At 64.8% G+C, this 20,641-nt stretch carries 18 protein-coding genes; 12 read left to right on the plus strand and 6 right to left on the minus strand.

Going from position 1 to position 20,641, the window contains the following annotated elements; translation table 11 throughout:
- Nucleotides 1–8 precede the first annotated feature (8 nt).
- Complete coding sequence (locus R9B85_RS01560; RefSeq protein ID WP_423770761.1) at nucleotides 9–1,901, minus strand: S8 family peptidase; 1,893 nt, start codon at nucleotides 1,899–1,901, stop codon at nucleotides 9–11.
- 176 nt (nucleotides 1,902–2,077) lie between these two features.
- On the opposite strand from R9B85_RS01560, the gene R9B85_RS01565 reads away from it, so the two are divergent.
- The 6 genes from R9B85_RS01565 to R9B85_RS01590 all read left to right on the plus strand — a co-directional run bounded on the left by R9B85_RS01565 (nucleotide 2,078) and on the right by R9B85_RS01590 (nucleotide 7,825).
- Entirely contained in the window at nucleotides 2,078–3,094 is a 1,017-nt protein-coding gene (locus tag R9B85_RS01565; protein ID WP_112252557.1) for an ABC transporter substrate-binding protein, read from the plus strand.
- On the plus strand, nucleotides 3,091–3,939 hold the full coding sequence (locus R9B85_RS01570) for an ABC transporter permease (RefSeq protein WP_112252558.1): 849 nt from the start codon (nucleotides 3,091–3,093) through the stop codon (nucleotides 3,937–3,939). Before R9B85_RS01565 ends, R9B85_RS01570 begins: the two co-directional genes overlap by 4 nt.
- A gap of 133 nt (nucleotides 3,940–4,072) precedes the next feature.
- A complete protein-coding gene (locus R9B85_RS01575) occupies nucleotides 4,073–4,936 on the plus strand; it encodes a LysR family transcriptional regulator (protein ID WP_112252559.1) in 864 nt (287 codons plus the stop codon).
- Nucleotides 4,937–5,187: 251 nt separating this feature from the next.
- On the plus strand, nucleotides 5,188–6,105 hold the full coding sequence (locus R9B85_RS01580; RefSeq protein WP_112252560.1) for an AEC family transporter: 918 nt from the start codon (nucleotides 5,188–5,190) through the stop codon (nucleotides 6,103–6,105).
- 36 nt (nucleotides 6,106–6,141) lie between these two features.
- Nucleotides 6,142–6,753, plus strand: a complete 612-nt coding sequence (locus R9B85_RS01585; RefSeq protein WP_423770762.1) for a cell wall hydrolase — start codon at nucleotides 6,142–6,144, stop codon at nucleotides 6,751–6,753.
- Nucleotides 6,754–6,973: 220 nt separating this feature from the next.
- On the plus strand, nucleotides 6,974–7,825 hold the full coding sequence (locus R9B85_RS01590; RefSeq protein WP_112252562.1) for a CAP domain-containing protein: 852 nt from the start codon (nucleotides 6,974–6,976) through the stop codon (nucleotides 7,823–7,825).
- 150 nt (nucleotides 7,826–7,975) lie between these two features.
- Here the strand turns inward: R9B85_RS01590 and R9B85_RS01595 are convergent, their stop codons facing one another.
- Complete coding sequence (locus R9B85_RS01595; RefSeq protein WP_252378760.1) at nucleotides 7,976–8,950, minus strand: GlxA family transcriptional regulator; 975 nt, start codon at nucleotides 8,948–8,950, stop codon at nucleotides 7,976–7,978.
- Between the two features lie 105 nt (nucleotides 8,951–9,055).
- On the opposite strand from R9B85_RS01595, the gene R9B85_RS01600 reads away from it, so the two are divergent.
- The gene (locus R9B85_RS01600; protein ID WP_207878889.1) at nucleotides 9,056–9,667 is read left to right on the plus strand and encodes a LysE family translocator; all 612 of its coding nucleotides are present in this window, start codon (nucleotides 9,056–9,058) and stop codon (nucleotides 9,665–9,667) included.
- A gap of 170 nt (nucleotides 9,668–9,837) precedes the next feature.
- Here the strand turns inward: R9B85_RS01600 and R9B85_RS01605 are convergent, their stop codons facing one another.
- Together R9B85_RS01605 and R9B85_RS01610 are read right to left on the minus strand one after the other, a co-directional pair.
- Nucleotides 9,838–11,037 carry an MFS transporter gene (locus tag R9B85_RS01605; protein WP_112252565.1) on the minus strand — a complete coding sequence of 400 codons (1,200 nt, stop codon included), beginning with the start codon at nucleotides 11,035–11,037 and terminating at the stop codon, nucleotides 9,838–9,840.
- A 105-nt stretch (nucleotides 11,038–11,142) separates the two neighbouring features.
- Nucleotides 11,143–12,048 carry a LysR family transcriptional regulator gene (locus R9B85_RS01610; RefSeq protein WP_112252566.1) on the minus strand — a complete coding sequence of 302 codons (906 nt, stop codon included), beginning with the start codon at nucleotides 12,046–12,048 and terminating at the stop codon, nucleotides 11,143–11,145.
- 117 nt (nucleotides 12,049–12,165) lie between these two features.
- Here R9B85_RS01610 and R9B85_RS01615 point away from each other — a divergent pair, with 117 nt between their 5' ends.
- From R9B85_RS01615 to R9B85_RS01625, 3 genes are all read left to right on the plus strand, one after another.
- Nucleotides 12,166–12,516, plus strand: a complete 351-nt coding sequence (locus R9B85_RS01615; RefSeq protein WP_112252567.1) for a cupin — start codon at nucleotides 12,166–12,168, stop codon at nucleotides 12,514–12,516.
- Nucleotides 12,517–12,722: 206 nt separating this feature from the next.
- A complete protein-coding gene (locus R9B85_RS01620; RefSeq protein ID WP_207878887.1) occupies nucleotides 12,723–15,140 on the plus strand; it encodes a glucose/quinate/shikimate family membrane-bound PQQ-dependent dehydrogenase in 2,418 nt (805 codons plus the stop codon).
- 128 nt (nucleotides 15,141–15,268) lie between these two features.
- On the plus strand, nucleotides 15,269–16,537 hold the full coding sequence (locus R9B85_RS01625; protein WP_112252569.1) for a carbohydrate porin: 1,269 nt from the start codon (nucleotides 15,269–15,271) through the stop codon (nucleotides 16,535–16,537).
- 119 nt (nucleotides 16,538–16,656) lie between these two features.
- On the opposite strand, the gene argE is transcribed toward R9B85_RS01625, so the two are convergent.
- The gene (argE, locus tag R9B85_RS01630) at nucleotides 16,657–17,817 is read right to left on the minus strand and encodes an acetylornithine deacetylase (protein WP_423770763.1); all 1,161 of its coding nucleotides are present in this window, start codon (nucleotides 17,815–17,817) and stop codon (nucleotides 16,657–16,659) included.
- On the minus strand, nucleotides 17,810–18,487 hold the full coding sequence (locus R9B85_RS01635) for a DUF1028 domain-containing protein (RefSeq protein ID WP_207878884.1): 678 nt from the start codon (nucleotides 18,485–18,487) through the stop codon (nucleotides 17,810–17,812). The genes argE and R9B85_RS01635 overlap by 8 nt, the downstream gene beginning before the upstream one ends.
- A gap of 303 nt (nucleotides 18,488–18,790) precedes the next feature.
- On the opposite strand from R9B85_RS01635, the gene R9B85_RS01640 reads away from it, so the two are divergent.
- Together R9B85_RS01640 and R9B85_RS01645 are read left to right on the plus strand one after the other, a co-directional pair.
- Nucleotides 18,791–20,110 carry a flavin-containing monooxygenase gene (locus R9B85_RS01640; RefSeq protein ID WP_112252572.1) on the plus strand — a complete coding sequence of 440 codons (1,320 nt, stop codon included), beginning with the start codon at nucleotides 18,791–18,793 and terminating at the stop codon, nucleotides 20,108–20,110.
- The gene (locus R9B85_RS01645; RefSeq protein WP_025338851.1) at nucleotides 20,110–20,526 is read left to right on the plus strand and encodes a RidA family protein; all 417 of its coding nucleotides are present in this window, start codon (nucleotides 20,110–20,112) and stop codon (nucleotides 20,524–20,526) included. Before R9B85_RS01640 ends, R9B85_RS01645 begins: the two co-directional genes overlap by 1 nt.
- The last annotated feature ends 115 nt before the right edge of the window (nucleotides 20,527–20,641 follow it).

Below are 20,641 nucleotides of genomic sequence, written 5' to 3' on the forward strand. Positions count from 1 at the left end.
GCCCTGGCTCAGGCCTCGAACCTGCCCCCGCCGAGAATGCGATCCAGCAGCACCAACGCGCCATGCACATTGGGCCTGGCGCCCATCGGCAACACGTCGGTGCCGGGCAACGTGGCATCGTGATACCCGGACGCCATGACCAACTGGTGCATCTGGTTGCCATTGAGGTAGATGTGGTGGTGCTCCATGGCATAGGACTGGATCAGGCTCAGTGTGCCGCACACCATCGGCGTCGCACTGGACGTGCCGCCGTAGTTGTCTGTGTAGTCCCGATCATCGCCGGACAGGTCCTGCAAGCTGCCATAGGAAAGCGTGACTACGCTGTCACCCCAGGCATTGAGCATGCGGTAAGGGTAATGGTGGTTGGAGTAGGCGTGGGGCTTGCCGTCATACGAGTGGCTGGCGCCCACCAGAATGGTACCTGAATCGCCATGGTCATCGAAGTAACGCCAATTGGCCAGGTCTACGCCTTGCCCCGCCTGGGTACCTCGTTCCGCAAGGGTCTTGCTGCTGCCATTGGCTGCGGCATTGACCACCACCGCACCGCGCTGACTCAGCTGAAGCATGACGGTCCACCAGGCCTTGTCGTGCAAGGACGGCAGCATCGTGCTCAACACATCGATATTTGCAGTCTGGCGATTGATGCCGACAATATCCCCAGGCTCCACATTGCGCAGCAGATCCTTGAGCGCCTGGAAATTGCCCTGGGCGTCTTGCGCGCGGTTGTTGTACAGGTACAGCTCGCTGTCATGGCTGATTCCGGTAACCCCCATGCCGTTGCGCGCGGCCAGAATCACCCCTGCCGAAGCCGTGCCATGGCTGGGGTCATGGTTGGGCTCAAGCGAGATGACTTGCAGGGCGGGGTTGCCGCGCAGGTCTTCATGCTGCGGGTACAACCCACCATCGCTGAAGTGGATACGCGCCCCCTTGCCCGTCACCTTGTTGGCCCAGGCCTTGCGCACATTCAGGCCCTTCCACCGGGGGCCGGGTTCGTCGAGGTAGTTCTGGCGTGATTCGAAGTCGGGCGTGGGCTGAGCATTCTCATAAGCCCTGTTGCCTGCCACCACTGCAGTACCTGTCAGCAAGGTTGCCAGCACCCCCGCCAGCACGAACGCGACAGGGTGTGGTTCCGAAGGTGGCGGCGACATCTGCATGGATACGACATAGTCCAGCGCGGCCAACGACTTGAGCAATGCCAGATAGGTGTCATTGAGCATGCCGGCAGGCTGGTCGAGGTAATAGTGCTGACGTAGTGCCAGGAGCCTGTCATCGTCCACTTCATGCTCGTCCAGCACCGGCCTGAGCGCGATCACCGACTTCAGGTTCGGCCAATAGCGAACCAGCGTCGAGCCCGAGCCTGGCTCCAGGTCGTCAAGGAAGTGCTCATACCCACCGCTAGCGAACTCGATGACCAGTGTCGGGTACGAGGTACCTGGCGCCAACGTGGGAAGCGTTTGCTGAGCGTGATCAGCCACGTCCGCGGGGCCTGCCGCCCGCTTGCGACGCTTGGCGGCAGAAGGCAACGGGACCTTGTCGAGCACGCTGCGGTTGATCTCCTCGACCGCGATATCGAGTACCAGCGGCGGCATGTCGATGACACCGGCCGGCCCGACAGGCCGGTTCATCGCCCGGGCATGTTCATCTCGCAGCACCACCCTTGGCCGGATGGTGTAGATCCCCGCCTCCTCCTCGGCGAACAAAGTGGCTGGGCAGCCGTGGTCACTCGTTTTGCCGGTGTGTGCCTGGGAATAGGCCGAAACCCCTCGGAACGACACCGGGCCATCCGGGCCGGCCCGCTCCAGTTCGTAGCGAATGCGGTTGACCTTGTGCAGGTCTGTGCCAATGCAACGAACATGCAGCTTTCCATCGAATCGGAAGTTGCGGTAATAAATAAAATTCAAGTCCAGCGTCATCAGGAATGCCTCGCAGAATGTGCTTGCCAAACGGCACTGCGCACCTTTGCAAACCGCTGCTCCCACTCGCAGCAGGAGCCCGTTCCATGCTGCTGTCGGCAACGCCTGGGAGGGGTCGTCTACACTTGCCCGCACCTACCCCACGGCAATCGACGAAGGCCCCGATGAAGAAAATTCCAACGCTACTGGCCGGTCTGCTGCTGGCGGTGGGCATGGCCAGCACCGATAGCGCCGCTTCGGCGGAACGGACCACGCCCATTCACTTTGGCGCCATCGGCTGGGAAAGCGGCGCCCTCACCACCGAGATCCTGCGGCTGATCGTGGAGCGCGGGTATGGCTACCCCACCGACACCCTGCCCGGCAGCACCGTCAGCATGGAAGTGGCGCTGGCGCGCAACGACCTGCAAGTAATTGCCGAGGAATGGGCCGGGCGCAGCCCTGCCTGGGTCAAGGCAGAAGCCGCCGGGCAGGTGTTCGCGTTGGGCGATACGGTCAAGAATGCCGAAGAAGGCTGGTGGGTGCCGGCCTACGTGATCGAGGGCGATGCGGCACGCAAGCTGAAACCCGTGGCGCCGGAATTGCGCAGCGTCGAGGACCTCAAGCGCTACCCGCAGGTGTTCCGCGACCCCGAGTCGCCCGGCAAAGGGCGCTTTCTCAACAGCCCCAGCGGCTGGACATCCGAGACCGTCAACAGCCAGAAACTCAAGGCCTACGGGCTGAATGATCTCTATACCAACTTCCGCAGCGGCTCCGGGGCTGCAATGGATGCCGAAATCGGCTCGGCCATCCGCCGTGGCCAACCGGTGCTGTTCTACTACTGGAACCCAACCCCTTTGATGGGGCGTTACAAACTCATACGCCTGCAAGAGCCGCCGTTCGATGCCCAGGCCTGGGCCACCCTCACCGATGCCGGCAACCCCGAGCCCAAGGGCAGCAGCTCGCTGCCGGCCAAATTGTCGATTGGCGTGTCCAGGGCCTTTCGCGAGGGCTACCCGGAGCTGGTGAGCGTGTTCGAGCGGGTCGACCTGCCCATCGACCAACTGAACAGCGCACTGGCCGAGATGAGCGAAAAGCGCACGCCGCCCCGTGACGCTGCCCTCACCTTCCTGCGCGATAATCGCGAAGTGTGGAAAGCCTGGTTGCCTGCGGACATTGCCAGCAAGGTCGAGGGCAGCCTGTGAGCGGCGGCTTCCCTGAAACCCTGCAATTCTCCTTTGCCGACAGCGTCAACCGCCTGGTCGACTGGCTGGTGCTGCATTACGGCGATCACCTGCGCAGCGTCTCGGACCAGTTGCTGCAACTGCTGGTCGGCCTGGAAACCCTGCTGCGCCTGCTGCCGTGGTGGCTGCTGCTGTTGCTGATCGGCCTGCTCGCCTGGCATGCCAGCCGCAGCGTGCTGCGCAGCGCGGTACTGGTGGCGCTGCTGGCCCTGATCGGTATGCTCGGGTTGTGGGACAAACTGCTGCAGACCATGGCGTTGGTGCTGGTCAGTACAGGCCTCTGCGTGTTGGTGGGTGTGCCGCTGGGCATCCTGCTGGCTGCCCGGCCGCTGGCGAAGCGGGTGCTGTTGCCGGTACTGGATGTGATGCAGACATTGCCGGCCTTCGTTTACCTGATCCCGGTGCTGATGCTGTTCGGCCTGGGCAAGGTGCCCGCCGTGTTCGCCACGCTGATCTATGCCCTGCCACCGCTGGTGCGGCTGACCGAACTGGGGCTGAGCCAGATCGACCCTTCGTTGCTGCAGGCCGCCCATGGCCTTGGGGCCAGCCGCTGGCAGCGGTTGCGGCGCATCGCCCTGCCGCTGGCGCTGCCCAGCATCATGGCCGGGCTCAACCAGTCGGTGATGATGGCCCTGTCGATGGTGGTGGTGGCTTCGATGATTGGCGCCCGCGGGCTGGGCGAGGATGTGCTGTCGGGGATCCAGACCTTGAATGTCGGCCAAGGCGTCGAGGCCGGGCTGGCGATCGTCGCCCTGGCCATGGTGATCGACCGGATCAGCCAGGCCTATGGGCGTAACCAGCGCTGAGCAGCACAAGGCTGCGCCTACAGGGTTAGCGCCATGGTTCAAGCATGCGCAATACCTGTAGGAGCAGCCTTGTGCTGCGAAAGGGCCGGGCCTGACAATGCAACCCTGTCAGCCTGAAACCGGACCCACCCGCATGTCCCTCAAAGCCCTGCGCACCCTGGTGACCATCGCCCGTCACGGCACCTTCGCCCGTGCCGCCGATCTGCTCAGCCTCACCCCTTCGGCGGTCAGCCTGCACATCAAGACCCTCGAAGACGAACTGCAGGTGACCTTGTTCGACCGCAGCCGCAGGCAAGTGTCGCTGACCGAAGCCGGCCAGTTGGCGGTGGCCCGGGCCGAAACCATCCTGGCTGCCTATGACGAACTGGCCGACGCCCTGGCCAGCGGCCCGAGCCAGCGCGGCCGCCTGCGCCTGGGGGCGATCCACACGGTGCTGGCGCGGCGCCTGCCCAAGGCGCTGGTGTGGATCAAGGCGCACCATCCGCAGTTGCATGTCAGCGTGGCCTCCGGCATGTCGGCGGAACTGGCACGGCGGGTGGAAGACGGCGAGCTCGATGCGGCGATCACCACCGAACCGGTCAGCCCCTACCCACAAAGCCTGGACTTCACGCCGTTGTTCGAAGACCGCTTCTGGGCAATCGCCAGCCCCGACCTCGCCGGGCAAAGCGTGCCCCAGTTGCTGGCCAGCCAGCCGTTCCTGCGCTTCGACAAGCGTGCCTGGGCCGGCCGACAGATCGAGCAGGAGCTGCGCCGCCAGCATTTGCAGGTGAGCGAACAGATGGAACTGGACAGCCAGGAAGCGCTGGCGCGCATGGCGGTGATGGGCCTGGGCGTGGCAATCATCCCCATGGCCGATGACGACCTGCAACGCTTGCCTCCGGCCACCTGCCTGCCATTTGGCGAACCGCAGCTGACCCGGCGGGTGGTGTTGCTGGAGCATGAGAAGAGCCAGCGGCGGCATTTGAGTGCGGTGCTGAAGACTGCGCTGGAGGCGTGAAGGTTCGCAGGGCCTTGTAGGAGCGGCCTTGTGTCGCGAAAGGGCCGCAAAGCGGCCCCGGCAATTTTGTGGCGATGCCGATATCCTGGGGGCGCTTCGCACCCCTTTCGCGACACAAGGCCGCTCCTACAAGAGCCAGTGTCGACTTCAACCATGCATTTTTCCTCAACAGTCAGTGCAGAAAACAACGTTTTTACAGATCGATCCGTACCAGTAGGCTGTGCCCCGTACCCGACCACGGAACGTCGCCCATGCTCCACTTGCTGCTGACTACCCTGCTGCCGATCATCCTGCTGATTGCCCTGGGCACTTTCCTGCGCCTGCGCGGCTTCCTCGCCGACAACTTCTGGCCCGGCGCAGAGCGCCTTAGCTATTACGTACTGCTGCCGTCACTGTTCCTCCATGGCCTGGCCACCGCCAACCTCGATGGCGTGCCGGTGCTGGGCATGGTCGGCGTGCTGATGCTCTCGACCCTGGCCGGGGCCGTGCTGCTGGTGCTGTACCAGGGCGCAATGAACCATGACGGTGCCGACTTCACTTCGGTGTTCCAGGGCGGCATCCGCTTCAACAACTACATCGGCGCCACCCTTGCAGCAGGTATCTATGGCAGCGCCGGCATCGCCCTGGCGGCGGTGGCCAACGCTGCAATCGTACCCCTGGTCAACCTGCTTTGCGTACTGGTGTTCGCCCGCTTCAGTGCCCGCCATAGCTCACCAGCGACGGTGCTGCGGGCCATCTTCGCCAACCCCTTGATCGTCGGTTGCGCCGGCGGGTTGCTGCTGCGCGCCAGCGGGCTGGGCTTGCCAGCGGGTATCGAACCCACGGTCAAGGCCCTGGGCCAGGCCGCCCTGCCGCTAGGCCTGCTGTGCGTCGGCGCAGCCCTGGGTGGCGCCCGCCTGGGCCAGCAGGTGCGCCCGCTGATGGCAGCGTCGGCATTCAAGTTCCTGGTCATGCCGCTGACCACATGGGGCTTGTGCCGCCTGCTTGGCCTGGGTGGCCAGGCAGCAGTGGTTGCGGTGCTGTTCCAGGCGCTGCCGACCGCCTCGTCTTCTTATGTGATGGCCCGGCAAATGGGCGGTAACGCACCGCTGATGGCGACCATCATCGCCCTGCAGACCGTGGTCGCCGCCGCCACCCTGCCTTTGGTACTGATGCTCGCGCTTGGCTAGACTGTGAACCAGCCCACAGTTCGGGGAGCTTGCATCATGCGCTTTTCGTGGATGGTGATCGGCCTGGCCTCGGCCCTGCTCGCAGGCCCCTTGCACGCCGCCGACCCGGCCAAGGCTGCCGTCGCCGAGGACAAGGCCGAGGTGCTCGAGGAAAAAGTGGTGAATGACACACCACCCCCGAAAAAGGCCGAGACTCTCACACCGGGCGAAGCGCAGGCAGTGGACCCGGTCGGCCAGGCGCCGCTGGATGACAGCATCACCTGCCTGGCCCGCACCATCTACTGGGAGGCCAAAGGTGCCGACGCCGAAGACATGGCCGCCGTGGCCAACGTCGTGCTCAACCGCCTGGGCCACGATGGCTTCCCGGATACAATCTGCGGCGTGGTCAAGCAGGGTGTGGAAAGCAAGGCCTGCCAGTTCTCCTGGTGGTGCGACGGGCGCCCGGACCAGGTCGAAGAAGCGCAACGCTACGGCATTGCCAAGGAAATCGCGCGCAAGGCGCTCAACCAGCAGTTGAAAGACCGCACCGGCGGTGCCTTGTACTTCCACGACCGCAATGTGCGCCCGGACTGGGCCAAAGCCTATCGCCGGACGGCGCAGACCAGGCATTTTCTGTTCTACAAACCGAACCAGGCGGTGGCGCGCTGATACCCACCGGGCGCCGGCAAACGGGCTGACAGCGTTGGTTCGATAAGAATGATTACCAACTGTTCGCACTTTTCCGATGATCAGTGGTCTACTCCCTCTTTTGCCGCCAGCAACGAATGCCGGCGTTTTCATTGCTTTGCACGATCCCGGGCCAAAAGCCCCGGGCTTGTGTAGGATGAGCAGCGCAAACCACGACGCTGCCAGTCATAGGGAGATCCACATGCGCGTCCTGTCATCCGTTGCCGCCTTGTCGTTGGGTCTGGTCGTCTCGGCCGGGGCACTGGCTGCCACCGGCGAAGAGGCGCAACTGATCGATTCGATCAATGTCTACCGCAGCAAGGCCCAGCCCTGCGGTGGTGAAGCGTCGTTGGAGCTGCCACCGCTCAACAGCGATACCCGCCTGGCACTGTCGCCGGAGGGTACCCGCGACCTGCAGCAGGCCATGACCCGCGCCGCCTACCCGATGGTCAACGTGCAGGCCATCAGCCTGTCGGGGCCACGTGATGTGCGCGCGGCCATGCATGCCATCGAGGAGAGTTTCTGCCAGGTGGTGCTCGACCCGCAGTTCGTCGATATCGGCGTCAGCCAGGAAGGCCGCGACTGGCGCATCGTGCTGGCCCGGCCGCTGCTCAGTGGTCGCCTGGGCGACTGGCAGGCCGAGGGGCAGAAGGTGCTGCAGGAAATCAATGCCGCGCGCAAGGTACCGCGCCAATGCGGTGGCCAGCCCTTCGCCGCCGCCCCCGCGCTGAGCTGGAGCACGGTGCTGGCCGGGGTTGCCGCCAACCACACCCGGGCCATGGCCAACCAGAACTTCTTCGACCACATCGACAAGGACGGCCGCACCCCCGGTGACCGGGCAGAACTGGCCGGCTACCTGTATCAGCAGATTGGCGAAAACATCGCCGCCGGGCGTGACACCGCGCGCAAGGTGGTCGATGGCTGGCTGGATAGCCCGGGGCATTGCGCGACGCTGATGAACCCGGACTTTCGTGAGCTGGGCGCTGCGTATGCAGTGGACCCGAAGAGTGACGCAGGGATTTACTGGACGGGGTTGTTCGGGACGCCGCAGTAAGCCCGCTCTCACAGGGCTGCACATGACTCACTGAATCAGCAGGAACCCTGTGGGAGCGGCTTTAGCCGCGAACACCGGCGCAGCCGGTGCCATGCACCGCGGTGGATTCTTCGCGGCTGAAGCCGCTCCCACAGGGAACCGTGCGCGGCTTCAAAGCGGGTTGGTGCCTGCGCGCAGTTCCAGGGCCGTGCAACCAAACCGTCGCCGCACGCACTTGCCCAGGTAACTGGCATCGCCCAGGCCCACTTCATCGGCAATCTGCGCCAGGCTGTGGCTGGAATTGAGCAAGCGCCAGCGCGCCTGTTGCAGGCGCATCTCCAGCCACCAGGCCTTGGCGCTCATGCCATGGCTGGCGTGAAACTGCCGGTCCAGCTGGCGCCGGCTGATGCCCAGCTCCGCCGCCAACTGCTCCGCGGTCAACGGCGTACCCAGGTGATGGCGCATCAACGCTTGCGCACGCTGCACCTGCCTGCCCTGCCCGGCCCCCAGTTCCAGCGAGCGCAAGGCATGGCGGCTATCGCGGGTTTCATCCACCAGCATGTCGGCCAGGCCCTTGAGCGCCCGGGCCCGCCCGCAGGCACGTGACAACAGCGCGACGGCCAGGTCGATGGCGGCGGTGCCGCCGGCGCAGGTGATGCGGCTACCGTCGATGCAATACAGCTGCTCGGTCAGCACCTGCAAATGCGGGAAGGCCGCACGGAATTCGGCTTCGTGGCGCCAGTGCACCACTACCTTGTGCCCCTGCAACAACCCGCAGGCGGCCAACAGGAAAGCGCCGTTATCGACCCCCACCAGCTTGACGCCAGCCTTGCCGGCCTGCCTTAGCAAGGCCCGGTAGCGAGGCGCCAGCGCGGCAGTGGCCATGGCGTTGCGCCCGCCGAACACCACAAGGTAGTCGAAACCGGCCAGCTCGAGCTGGCCTGCGACGGCCTCGACCTGCACCACCGCGCCACTGCTCGACGGCACCGGGTCCAGGGTCAGCCCCGCCACGGTCCAGCTGCAGTAGCGCTGCTGGCTGTAGTCCTCGTCGTCGGCACTGAAACGCAACTTGTCGAGAAAGGCCCCGAACGGCAGCAGGGCAAAATCCGGTAATGGCAAGATCAGCAAGCGGATATCGGGGAGCATTGGCATCGCGTCCAGAAACGACCATTCAATGTCCGGATCATACCCTTGCCGGCCAAGGCCGGCGCCATAGACTGGCGCCCTCCACACCAACAAGGCATTTCCCCCATGGCACTCGACACTTGGCTCATCTACCTGCTGGCGAGCATCGGCCTGTCGCTGACCCCGGGCCCCAACAGCCTGCTGGCCCTGACCCACGGTGCCTTGTATGGCGCACGCCGGACATTGTTCACCATCGTTGGCGGGGTGTTTGGCTTCAGTGCCCTGATCGCCCTGGCCATGTTCGGCCTCAGCGCTTTGCTACAGGCTTCGGCGTCGGTGCTGAGCGTGCTCAAGTGGGTGGGTGGTGCCTATCTGATCTGGCTGGGTATCCAGCTGTGGCGCAGCCCGGGCCTGCACCTGGAACTGACCGCGCAAAGCGCGCGGCTGGGCAATGCCGGCCTGTTCCGCCAAGGCCTGCTGTCGGCCATGGCCAACCCCAAGGTGTTGCTGTTCTATGGTGCTTTCCTGCCGCAATTCATCGACCCGCAGCGTGGGTTGCTGCTGCAGTTCGTGGTGATGGCGGCTACCTTTGCCAGTGTCGAGTTCCTGGTCGAATACCTGCTGGCACGCCTGGCATTTCGCATCCGGCCATGGCTGGCCAAGGGCGGCAAGGGCTTCAACCGCTGCTGCGGCAGCCTGTTTGCCGTGATAGGTGTGGCGTTGCCGCTTGGGCGCTAACACTGCGCAAAGGCTGTCGCGATCCCTGTAGGAGCGGCCTTGTGTCGCGATGGGGCGCGCAGCGGTCCCGGGATATCGGCTTCGTTGCTGATATTGCCGGGGCTGCTTTGCAGCCCTTTCGCGACACAAGGCCGCTCCTACAGGGATCGCGACAACCTGTGGGCTCGCATTCAACCCCGGCGCGCTTTGGCCAGGAAGATGAGCAAGGCCACACCCGGCAACCCCGCCCCCACCAGCGCCACACCCTGCCAGCCAAACTGGCCGAACACCGCACTGGCAACCGCCGAACCGAGCGCCCCACCCAGGAAGATGCTGGTCATGTACACCGCGTTCAGCCGCCCGCGGCTGGCCGGGTCCAGCGCGTACACTTCACGCTGGCCGATGACCATGTTCATCTGCACCGCAAAATCCAGCAGCACGCCGGTCACGCCCAGGCCGATCACGCTGTAGCCCGGTGCCGTCAGCCCCAGCAACAGTGCCGCCGGTGCCAGCAACAACGCCAGCAGCGAACCGGCCCGGGCATGCCCGGCATCGGCCAGGCGGCCGGCCATGGGTGCGGCAACGGCGCCCACCGCGCCCACCAGGGCGAATACCGCGATCTGGCTCTGCGACAGGCCATGCTGGGTTGCCAGGGCCATCGGCACCGCCGTCCAGTAGAGGCTGAACGCCGCGAACATCAATGCCTGGTACAGCGAGCGCTGGCGCAGCAAAGGATAACGGCGCAGCAGCGTGAGCAGCGACAGCATCAGCCCCGCATAGCTGGCCTTGTGCTCAGGCACTCGCCGCGGCAAGGTCAGGGCCAGCAACAGGATGATCGCCAGCATCACCCCGGCAGCGCCAATGAACACCGCACGCCAGCCGAAGTAGTCGGCCACCAGGCTGGACAACGGCCGCGCCAGCAGGATACCCAGCAGCAGGCCGCCCATGATGTTGCCGACCACCCGCCCACGCTGCTGCTCCGGCGCCAGGTGCGCCGCCAGCGGAATGAGCATCTGTACCGCCACGGAACTGAAACCGATCAGCAGTGCATAGCCAAGGAACAGCTGGCCCTGGCCACTGCTGCTGGTCCCCGCCAGCAGCAGGCTGACACAGGCCAGCACGGCAGTAGCCACCATCAAGCGGCGGTTTTCCAACAGGTCGGCCAGCGGTACCAGCAACAGCAGGCCCAAGGCATAGCCCAGCTGCGTGAGCGAAACGATGAGGCTGGCATGCTCGGTGGACAGCCCCAGGTCCGGGGCGATCAGCCCGACGATGGGCTGGGCATAGTAGATATTGGCGACGATCGCGCCGCAGCAGAACGCCAGCAGGGCGACCAGGGCCCGGCTGAGGCCGGTGGCTGCAGGCTGCGCGGCGGCAAGGGAGGGATTCATGCGAGTGTCCTCGGCAATGGCTGGAATATGCCGGCCACCTTACCCAGACGCACTCTTGGCGAGAATCCAGCGCTGGCGCAACAGGGCTTTGCGCACTGCGCAACACTAGGTGCTACGCTGCAGCAAATTTTCGCAAAAGTCGATAAAGGCATTCACCCGCCGCGAACCACGATGGTTGGGCAGGTACAGGGCGTTGATGCTGTCATTGGCCGCGCCAGGGCTGGCCTGCCAATCGGGGAACAGCCGCTGCAGGCGCCCGGCCGCCACATCCTCTTGCACCAGCCAGTCGGCCAACAGCGCGATACCGCTGCCCGCCAGTGCGGTTTCGCGCAACATGTCGGCATTGGCACTGCGCAACGGCCCGCTCACGTCCAGTTCCAGACTGTCCTGCCCACGGGCCAGGCGCCAGGGGCGCCCTTTCTGCCCGTAGCGAAAGCGCAGGCAGGCGTGCTCGATCAGCTGCCGCGGATGCTCCAGCGGTTCACGCCCGGCCAGGTAGCCCGGGCTGGCCACCAGCCAACGCTGGAAGCGACCCAGCTGGCGGCATACCAGCTCGTCATTGGGCGAGGGGTCGCCCAGGCGGATCGACAGGTCATAGCGCCCGTCAAGCAGGTCATCCAGGCGGTCGCTGAGGTCGATGTCCAGCTCCAGAGCCGGATGTATCGCCAAAAACGGCCCCAGGTGCGGGGCGATGACCCGCCTGCCGAACTCCACCGGCAAGCACAGGCGCAGCACACCAACAGGCTCCTCGCCCCGATCGGCGACACTGGCATCGGCTTCGTCCAGGGCCTCGAAAATACCCCGCGCGCGCTCGTAATAACGGGCGCCGGCCTCGGTCAGGCTGACCTGGCGGGTGGAGCGGTTGAGCAAGGTGGCACCCAACGCCGCTTCCAGGGCATCGACCAGGCGCGTCACCGACGATGTCGCCAGCCCGAGCCGGCGTGCGGCGGCAGAAAAGCCCTGGGCATCGACGGTGGCCACGAACATCTTCATCGCCAGGAGTTTGTCCATTTGTTGCCCGTCTTCCAAATCCCGGAAAGTTCTTACAAACAGCCGGGCCGGTCAAGAAGCGCGGCGCACGGCAATTGCGTCCATAGTGGAACCAACCCCTTCCAAACGAGGTTTTCCATGATCCCGACCAACCTGCTGACTGCCCTGCCCCCTTGCGACCCCGCCAGCACCGAACGGGTCGACCAACTGCTCAGCCGCCCGGGCGTGCGTGTTGAACGTATCGTCTCCAGTGGCCAGGCCAGCCCGCCCGGTTTCTGGTACGACCAGGCCGAAGGTGAATGGATCGTGCTGCTCAGTGGCGCCGCCGGCCTGCGCTTCGAACACGAGAGCCACACCCGCCTGCTGGCACCGGGCGATTGCCTGGACATCCCACCGCATCATCGCCACCGCGTGGAATGGACCGCACCCGGCACTGCCACCGTCTGGCTCGCGGTGTTCTACAGCAGCGGCACTCCCTGGCCGGCGTGATTCCGGCAATCGAAAATCGAACGTGGGTTACCCAGCCGACATGAACATCCTGTTTAGTGTAATTTTAACTGCATTTTCTAGACTTTTAGCCACATCTTGCAGAGTTCAACCCTGCGACAATCCGCCCCACAAAATTATGTACCAACTTGTTAATTAGCAAGCTAAGCGATTACACTGCGCGCATTCCACCTGCTGAGATCCCTGGCATGAAAGAAACACCGCGCGCCTCTGGCGCCACAAACATCATCCTGGTCGGCCTGGGCGTGATCATCGCCCTGCTCGGCCTCCTCCTGGCTGCGGGCGGCGTCAAGCTGGCCGGCCTGGGCGGTTCCTGGTACTTCCTGGTCGGCGGCCTGGCCATGGCCATTGCCGGCGTCCTCATCGCTCGCCGCAAACCGGCTGGCGCCTGGCTGTACGCGGCGTTCCTGGTCGGCACTGCCATCTGGGCGCTGGTCGACGCTGGCCTGGTGTTCTGGCCGCTGTTCTCGCGCCTGTTCATGTTCGGCGCAATCGGCTTGGTGGTGGCGCTGGTCTACCCGCTGCTGGCCCGTGCCAATGGTGCCAGCGTCGGCCGCGGTGCCTATGGCATTGCCGGGGTGATGGCCGTGCTGCTGGCGATCGCCGCCGGCAACATGTTCGTCGCCCACCCAAGCGTCGCCCCCACCGGCAAAGGCCCGGGCATGACCCCGGTAGAGGCCGACAAGGCGCAGAAGGACTGGGCCCATTATGGCAACACCGAAGGTGGCAGCCGCTTCGCTGCGCTGGACCAGATCAACCGCGACAACGTCAACAAGCTGAAGGTAGCCTGGACCTACCACACCGGTGACGTGGCGCTCAGCGACGGCAACGGTGCCGAAGACCAGCTGACCCCGCTGCAGGTCGGCAACAAGGTGTTCATCTGCACCCCGCACAACAACCTGATCGCCCTCGATGCCGACACCGGCAAGGAGCTGTGGAAGAACGCGATCAACGCTCAGTCCAAGGTCTGGCAGCGTTGCCGTGGCATGGCCTACTTCGACGCCACTGCCGCCATCGCCCAGCCCACCCAGCCGAACAGCTCGCCAATCACTGTCGCCAGCGTACCGGCCGGTGCCAACTGCCAGCGTCGCCTGCTGACCAATACCATCGATGGCCGCCTGATTGCCGTCGACGCCGACACCGGCGAGTTCTGCCAGGGCTTCGGCAACAATGGCCAGGTTGACCTCAAGGCCGGCCTGGGCGATGTGCCGGACTCCTACTACCAGCTTTCCTCGGCCCCACTGATGGCCGGTACCACCGTGGTGGTCGGCGGCCGCGTCGCCGACAACGTTCAGACCGACATGCCAGGCGGCGTGATCCGTGGTTTCGACGTGATCTCGGGTGAAATGCGCTGGGCCTTCGACCCCGGCAACCCGGAAGATCGCCAGGCGCCGCAGGGCGACAGCACCTACGTGCGCAGCACCCCCAACAGCTGGGCCCCGATGTCCTACGACCCGGCGATGAATACCGTGTTCCTGCCGATGGGCTCGTCGTCCACCGACATCTACGGTGTCGAACGCAGCAAGCTGGACCATACCTATGGCGCTTCGGTACTGGCCCTGGACGCCACCACCGGCAACCAGAAGTGGGTGTTCCAGACCGTGCACAACGACCTTTGGGACTTCGACCTGCCGATGCAGCCGAGCCTGATCGATTTCACCAAGGACGACGGCCAGTCGGTACCTGCAGTGGTAATCGGCACCAAGGCCGGGCAGATCTACGTGCTCGACCGCGCCACCGGCAAGCCGCTGACCCAGGTCGACGAAGTACCTGTCAAGCCAAGCAACATCCCCAACGAGCCGTACTCGCCCACCCAGCCGAAGTCGGTGGGCATGCCGCAGATCGGCGCGCAGACCCTGACCGAATCGGACATGTGGGGCGCAACCCCGTACGACCAGCTGCTGTGCCGCATCGACTTCAAGAAAATGCGCTACGACGGCCTGTACACCGCGCCGGGCACCGACCTGTCGCTGAGCTTCCCGGGTTCGTTGGGTGGCATGAACTGGGGCAGCATTTCCACCGACCCGGTACATGGTTTCATCTTCGTCAACGACATGCGCCTGGGCCTGTGGATCCAGATGATCCCGTCGCAAAACAAGGGCGGTGCCGCTTCCGGTGGCGAAGCATTGAACACCGGCATGGGCGCAGTACCGCTCAAGGGCACCCCGTATGCGGTGAACAAGAACCGCTTCCTGTCGGTGGCCGGCATTCCGTGCCAGGCGCCCCCCTTCGGCACCCTGACCGCCATCGACATGAAGACTCGCCAGGTGGCGTGGCAGGTACCGGTGGGTACCGTCGAGGACACAGGCCCGCTCGGCATCCGCATGCACCTGCCGATCAAGATCGGCCTGCCGACCCTCGGCGGCACCCTGTCGACCCAGGGTGGCCTGGTGTTCATCGCCGGCACCCAGGACTTCTACCTGCGCGCCTACGACAGCAGCAACGGCAAGGAAATCTGGAAAGCTCGCCTGCCAGTGGGCAGCCAGGGCGGCCCGATGACCTACGTCTCGCCGAAAACCGGCAAGCAGTACGTGGTGGTCACGGCTGGCGGCGCGCGCCAGTCGACTGACCGTGGCGACTACGTGATTTCTTACGCCTTGCCGTAACACCGCGTCGCCCCCTTCGCGGGTAAACCCGCTCCCACAGGAACTGCACGGTTTGCAAGGGCAGTGAAAATCCTGTGGGAGCGGGTTCACCCGCGAAGAGGCCTTAGAAGACAACCCGAGATTCAGCAATGCCATCCGCAATTCGCATCACCCCCACCCTGTTGCTGGCCCTGGCCAGCAGCACCGCCCTGGCCGACGGCGACCTGATGACCCGCAGCACCCTGACCGGTGACTGGGGCGGCCTGCGTCACCAGCTGGAAGAAGACGGCGTCAGGTTCACCGGCGACTACAGCGGCGAAACCGCCTACAACGCCCACGGTGGCCTGCACCGCTCGGCGCGCTACTCGCAAAACCTGAAACTGGGCGTGCAGTTCGACCTGTCGAAACTGTATGGCCTGGACAACGGCGGCAAGGTCCAGCTGACCATCAACGACCGCCGCGGCAACAGCGCCTCGGAAGACCTGGTGGGCAACCGCCTGCCGATCCAGGAAAACTTCGGTGGCCTGTACACCCGCCTGACGGAGCTGAGCTACGAGCGCACCCTGTTCACCCCGGCACTCAACGTCAAGCTCGGCTACATGGCCATGGGCAACGACCTCGGTGGCCTGGACAGTGGCATCCTGTGCAACTTCATGAACGCCGGCTTCTGCGGTCACCCGCTGAACATGTCTGGTGGCAGTGGCTGGACCAATTACCCCAATGCCCACCTGGGCGTGCGGGTGAAGTATGACCTGTCACCGTCCTGGCAACTGCGTGTGGCGGCGTTCAACGTCGACCCGGAAAGCAACGGCAACTCCAGCCGCGCCTGGCACCTGGGCCCCAAGCACACCACCGGCACCGTGGTACCGGTAGAGCTGGTCTACAAGCTGCAGGGCGAGCTGCCTGGCGAGTACAAACTGGGCTACTACTACGACAGCTCCGACGTGAAGCGCATCGGCAGCGACGAGGAAGTGTCCGGCCGTGGCGGCCACTACCTGCTGGTCGACCAGGCGGTGTGGAACGACCAGGGCTTGCCGGGCCGCAGCCTGCATGCCTTCGGCCAGTACTCGGCGTCGAGCAAGGCCGCATCGCCATTCACCAAGTGGTATGGCGCCGGCGTGGTGCTGTACAAGCCGTTCGCAGGCCGCCCGAAGGATACTGTGGCCCTGGGCTATGGCCGTGCCGTACCCAACCCGCGTAGCCGCGACGTGCTGGAAGATGCCGCGTTCGATGCCGGGCAGCAGTTCCCCGATATCGACAGCGCCGAGCAGCTGGTCGAGCTGAGCTATGGCTACCAGGCCACACCGTGGCTGAACCTGCGCCCGGATGTGCAGTACATCATCGAGCCGGGCGCGTTCTCCGGGAAGGACATCGACAACGCGCTGGTGGTTGGCCTGCAGGTCAAGGCTACCTTCTGAATACCCGGGGCCGCGCTGCGGCCCATTCGCGGGTGAACCCGCTCCCACAGGTACTGCACAGCCCTTGAGACTGACGAGATCCTGTGGGAGCGGGTTTACCCGCGAAGAGGCCAGCGCAATCAACCCTGCCTGAGGTAATCCACCAGCCTCAGCAACATGGCATCACACCCCCGCAACTGCTCGACACTGACGAACTCATCCGGCTTGTGCCCCTGGTCCATGCTCCCAGGCCCGCACACCACAGTCGGGATGCCCGCCTGGTCGAACAGCCCTCCTTCGGTACCAAACGCCACCGTACCGAACTCATCCGAACCACTGAGCAACGCCACCAGGCGAGCCGCCTCGCTATCCGCTGGCGTGGCCAGCCCCGGATACGCACTCAACGGCTGCAGGCGAATGGCGCTGGCCGCATTGACCTTGCGCATGCGCGGCAGCAATTCGGCCTCGGCATAGGTCTGCAACTGATCGGCCACTGCCTGCGCCTCGAACCCCGGCAAGGCCCGCACTTCGAAATCGAATTCGCATTCCGCCGGCACGATGTTCAGCGCACTGCCCCCCTTGATCACACCGGTCTGCACAGTGGAGAACGGTGGGTCGAAGCGCGCGTCGTGATGCTCCGGCAACGCCAGGGCATCACCGATATCACCCAGCTTGCCGATCAGCTTCGCCGCATACTCGATGGCATTCACCCCATACGGCGCGTACGCCGAGTGGCAGGCCGCGCCATGCACCTGGCAACGCATCGCCAGCTTGCCCTTGTGCCCCAGCACCGGCTTGAGTTCGGTAGGTTCCCCAATCAGGCACAGCCGTGGCTTGTGTGCACGCTGCTCCAGCGCGGCCAGCATCGAGCGCACCCCCAGGCAGCCGACTTCCTCGTCATAGGAGAACGCCAGGTGCACCGGCATGCGCAACGGCTGGACGAGGAACGCGGGCACAGTCGCCAGCACCGATGCGATGAAGCCCTTCATGTCAGCCGTGCCACGGCCATACAGGCGCCCGTCGCGTTCACTCAGGGCAAACGGCTCGACTGTCCAGGCCTGGCCGTCCACCGGCACCACATCGGTATGCCCGGACAGCACCACGCCGCCAACGCCCTGCGGGCCGATGGTGGCGAACAGGTTGGCCTTGGTGCCTTCCGGGTTATGGAACAGTTCGCTTTCCACCCCCAGCTCGGCCAGGTAGTCGCGGATGAAGCTGATCAGTTCGAGGTTGGAATCCCGGCTGACCGTGGCAAAGCCGATCAGCCTGGCCAGCAGCGCGCGACTGGCAGATTCACTCATCGCCCGGCACCCCGTAGCTTGGCGCGGCAGTCGGGTTGAGGGCGCGGGTAACGTAATCCTGCATCTGCGGCCGATACGCCTGCCACAGGCCGTCGAGTACAGCGATCGGGTCAGCCTCGGCCCAGTCCACACGCAGGTCCACTAGCGGCCAGGTCAGCTCGCCGGCGATCTTCAACGCCGCCGAATGCACCGGCCCGGCCTCGCCGCCTGCGGCCATCGCCGCGTGCATGGCGGCCAGCAGGCGGTCGGCCAGATGCCCGCCGGCTTGCTCAAAGGCCTGCACCATCGCCTCGATCACCTGGGTCGAAGCCAACAGGTTGCCTGCCGCCGCGCATTGCTCACCGGCGAGGGCGCAGTGCGTGCCCAAGGCTTCCTTGCCGGTGAACAGCGCCACCTGGCCACGGCTGTCGATCACCGTGACCTGGCGGTACTCGTTCCAGCCATTGGCGCTCAGCACCCGGTCCAGCGCAGCGGCAGGCGGCAACTGGCCCTGTTCCAGGGCATCGAGAATCTGCGGGCCCAGTGCAGGCAGAGTGATGTTCTGGGTGGCGACCGCGCCCACACCGGCCCGCACCCACGGGCAGCGGGCGCCCACGGCGATGCTCGAAGAGCTGATGGCGATACCGACCTGGCCGGTTTCCTGGCAACGACCGATGATGGAAAAAGTCATGTCATGGTTCCTGTTGTGCTGTGCGATACACGGCATTCTGGGATGACCTTGCGGCAGGCGAAACGACCTTTTTCCGAGGGTTTGCAGAGGAAAAAACTATGACCACGAAACGTTCGGAAAAAAACCCGGAAAAGCTGCTGTGGGAACCGCTGCAGGCGGCAGGAATCAAGGCCTTCGCCGTTTTATCGGCAAGCCCCAGCTAAATACTATTTTCGCCATTTCCACGGCATCCCTAGTCTGGCCCCAGGCAACGGCGGTCCTCCAAACCGACCTGACAAAAACCGCCTGAACAAGGGCTCGGACATGACACTGAACAACCTCGAAATCGACACCCTCGTCGTCGGCGCCGGCCAGGCCGGCGTGGCCATGAGCGAACACCTGAGCAAGCTTGGCGTGCCGCACCTGGTGCTGGAGCGCAAGCGTATCGCCGAGGCCTGGCGCACCGGCCGCTGGGACTCGCTGGTGGCCAACGGCCCGGCCTGGCACGACCGCTTCCCGGGGCTGGAATTCGACCTCGACGCCGACGCCTTCGCCGGCAAGGACCAGGTGGCCGACTACTTCGAGCAGTACGTACGCAAGTACAACCTGCCCGTACGCACCGGCATCGAAGTGAAGAAAGTGCTGCGCAACAGCGACCGCCCCGGTTTCACCATCGAAACCAATGAAGGCGTGATTCGCGCCAACCGCGTGGTCGCCGCCACCGGCCCGTTCCAGAAGCCGGTGATCCCGGCCATCGCGCCGAAAGACAGCAACCTGCACCAGATCCACTCTGCCGCCTATTACAACCCCGAGCAGTTGCCAGAAGGCGCTGTACTGGTGGTCGGTGCCGGCTCCTCCGGGGTGCAGATCGCCGAAGAACTGATGCGTGCCGGGCGCCAGGTGTACCTCTCGGTCGGCGCCCACGATCGCCCCCCTCGCGCTTACCGCAACCGCGACTTCTGCTGGTGGCTGGGCGTGCTGGGTGAGTGGGATGCGGAAATCGCCAAGCCTGGCCGCGAGCACGTGACCATTGCCGTCAGTGGCGCCCGTGGCGGCCACACCGTGGACTTCCGCGCCCTCGCCCACCAGGGCATGACCCTGGTCGGCCTGACCCAGTCGTTCGAGAACGGCGTGGCGCGCTTCCAGGACAACCTGGTCGAGAACATCAACCGCGGCGATGACAACTACCTGGCCCTGCTGGATGCCGCCGATGCCTACATCGAACGCAACGGCCTGGACCTGCCGGAAGAGCCCGAAGCCCGCAAGCGCCTGGCCGACCCTGAGTGCATGCGCAACCCGCTACAGCAACTGGACCTGGCCAAGGCCGGCGTCACCAGCATCATCTGGGCTACCGGTTACGGTGTCGACTTCAGCTGGCTGCAGGTAGACACCTTCGACGCCAACGGCAAGCCCCAGCACCAACGCGGTGTAGCCCGCGAGCCGGGTGTGTACTTCCTTGGCCTGCCGTGGCTGTCGCGCCGTGGCTCGTCGTTCATCTGGGGCGTGTGGCACGACGCCAAGCACGTCGCCGGCCATATCGCCACGCAACGCACCTATACCGCCTACCGCGACCGCGAACAACGCGCAGCGGATGAGCAGCAGCAACCCAAGATCAGCAACGTCAGCACCCTCGGAGCCCACTGATGCCTACCCATACTCGCATCCGCATGTTCAACACCAAGGTCACCTACCCTAACCAGACCCTGGACAACGACCTGTGCCAGGCGGTGCGCGCCGGCAACACCATCTACGTGCGCGGCCAGGTCGGTACTGACTTCGAAGGCAACCTGGTGGGCCTGGGTGACCCACGGGCGCAGGCCGAGCAGGCGATGAAGAACGTCAAGCAACTGCTCGAAGAGGCCGGCTCGGACCTGTCGCACATCGTCAAGACCACCACCTACATCACCGACCCGCGTTTCCGCGAGCCGGTGTACAAGGAGGTAGGCAAGTGGCTCAAGGGGGTGTTCCCGATTTCCACCGGGCTGGTGGTGGCCGGGTTGGCCCAGGCCGAGTGGCTGATGGAAATCGACGTGATCGCCGTGGTGCCAGATTCGGTCTGATCGATCGGTTCAACCTGTAGGAGCGGCCTTGTGTCGCGAAAGGGCCGCAACGCGGCCCAGGATTGATGCGCAACACTTGAAATTGCTGGGGCTGCTTTGCAGCCCTTTCGCGACA

The organism is Pseudomonas sp. NLJ1, from assembly GCF_049486705.1.
In the GTDB taxonomy this organism is placed as follows: Bacteria; Pseudomonadota; Gammaproteobacteria; order Pseudomonadales; family Pseudomonadaceae; genus Aquipseudomonas; species Aquipseudomonas inefficax.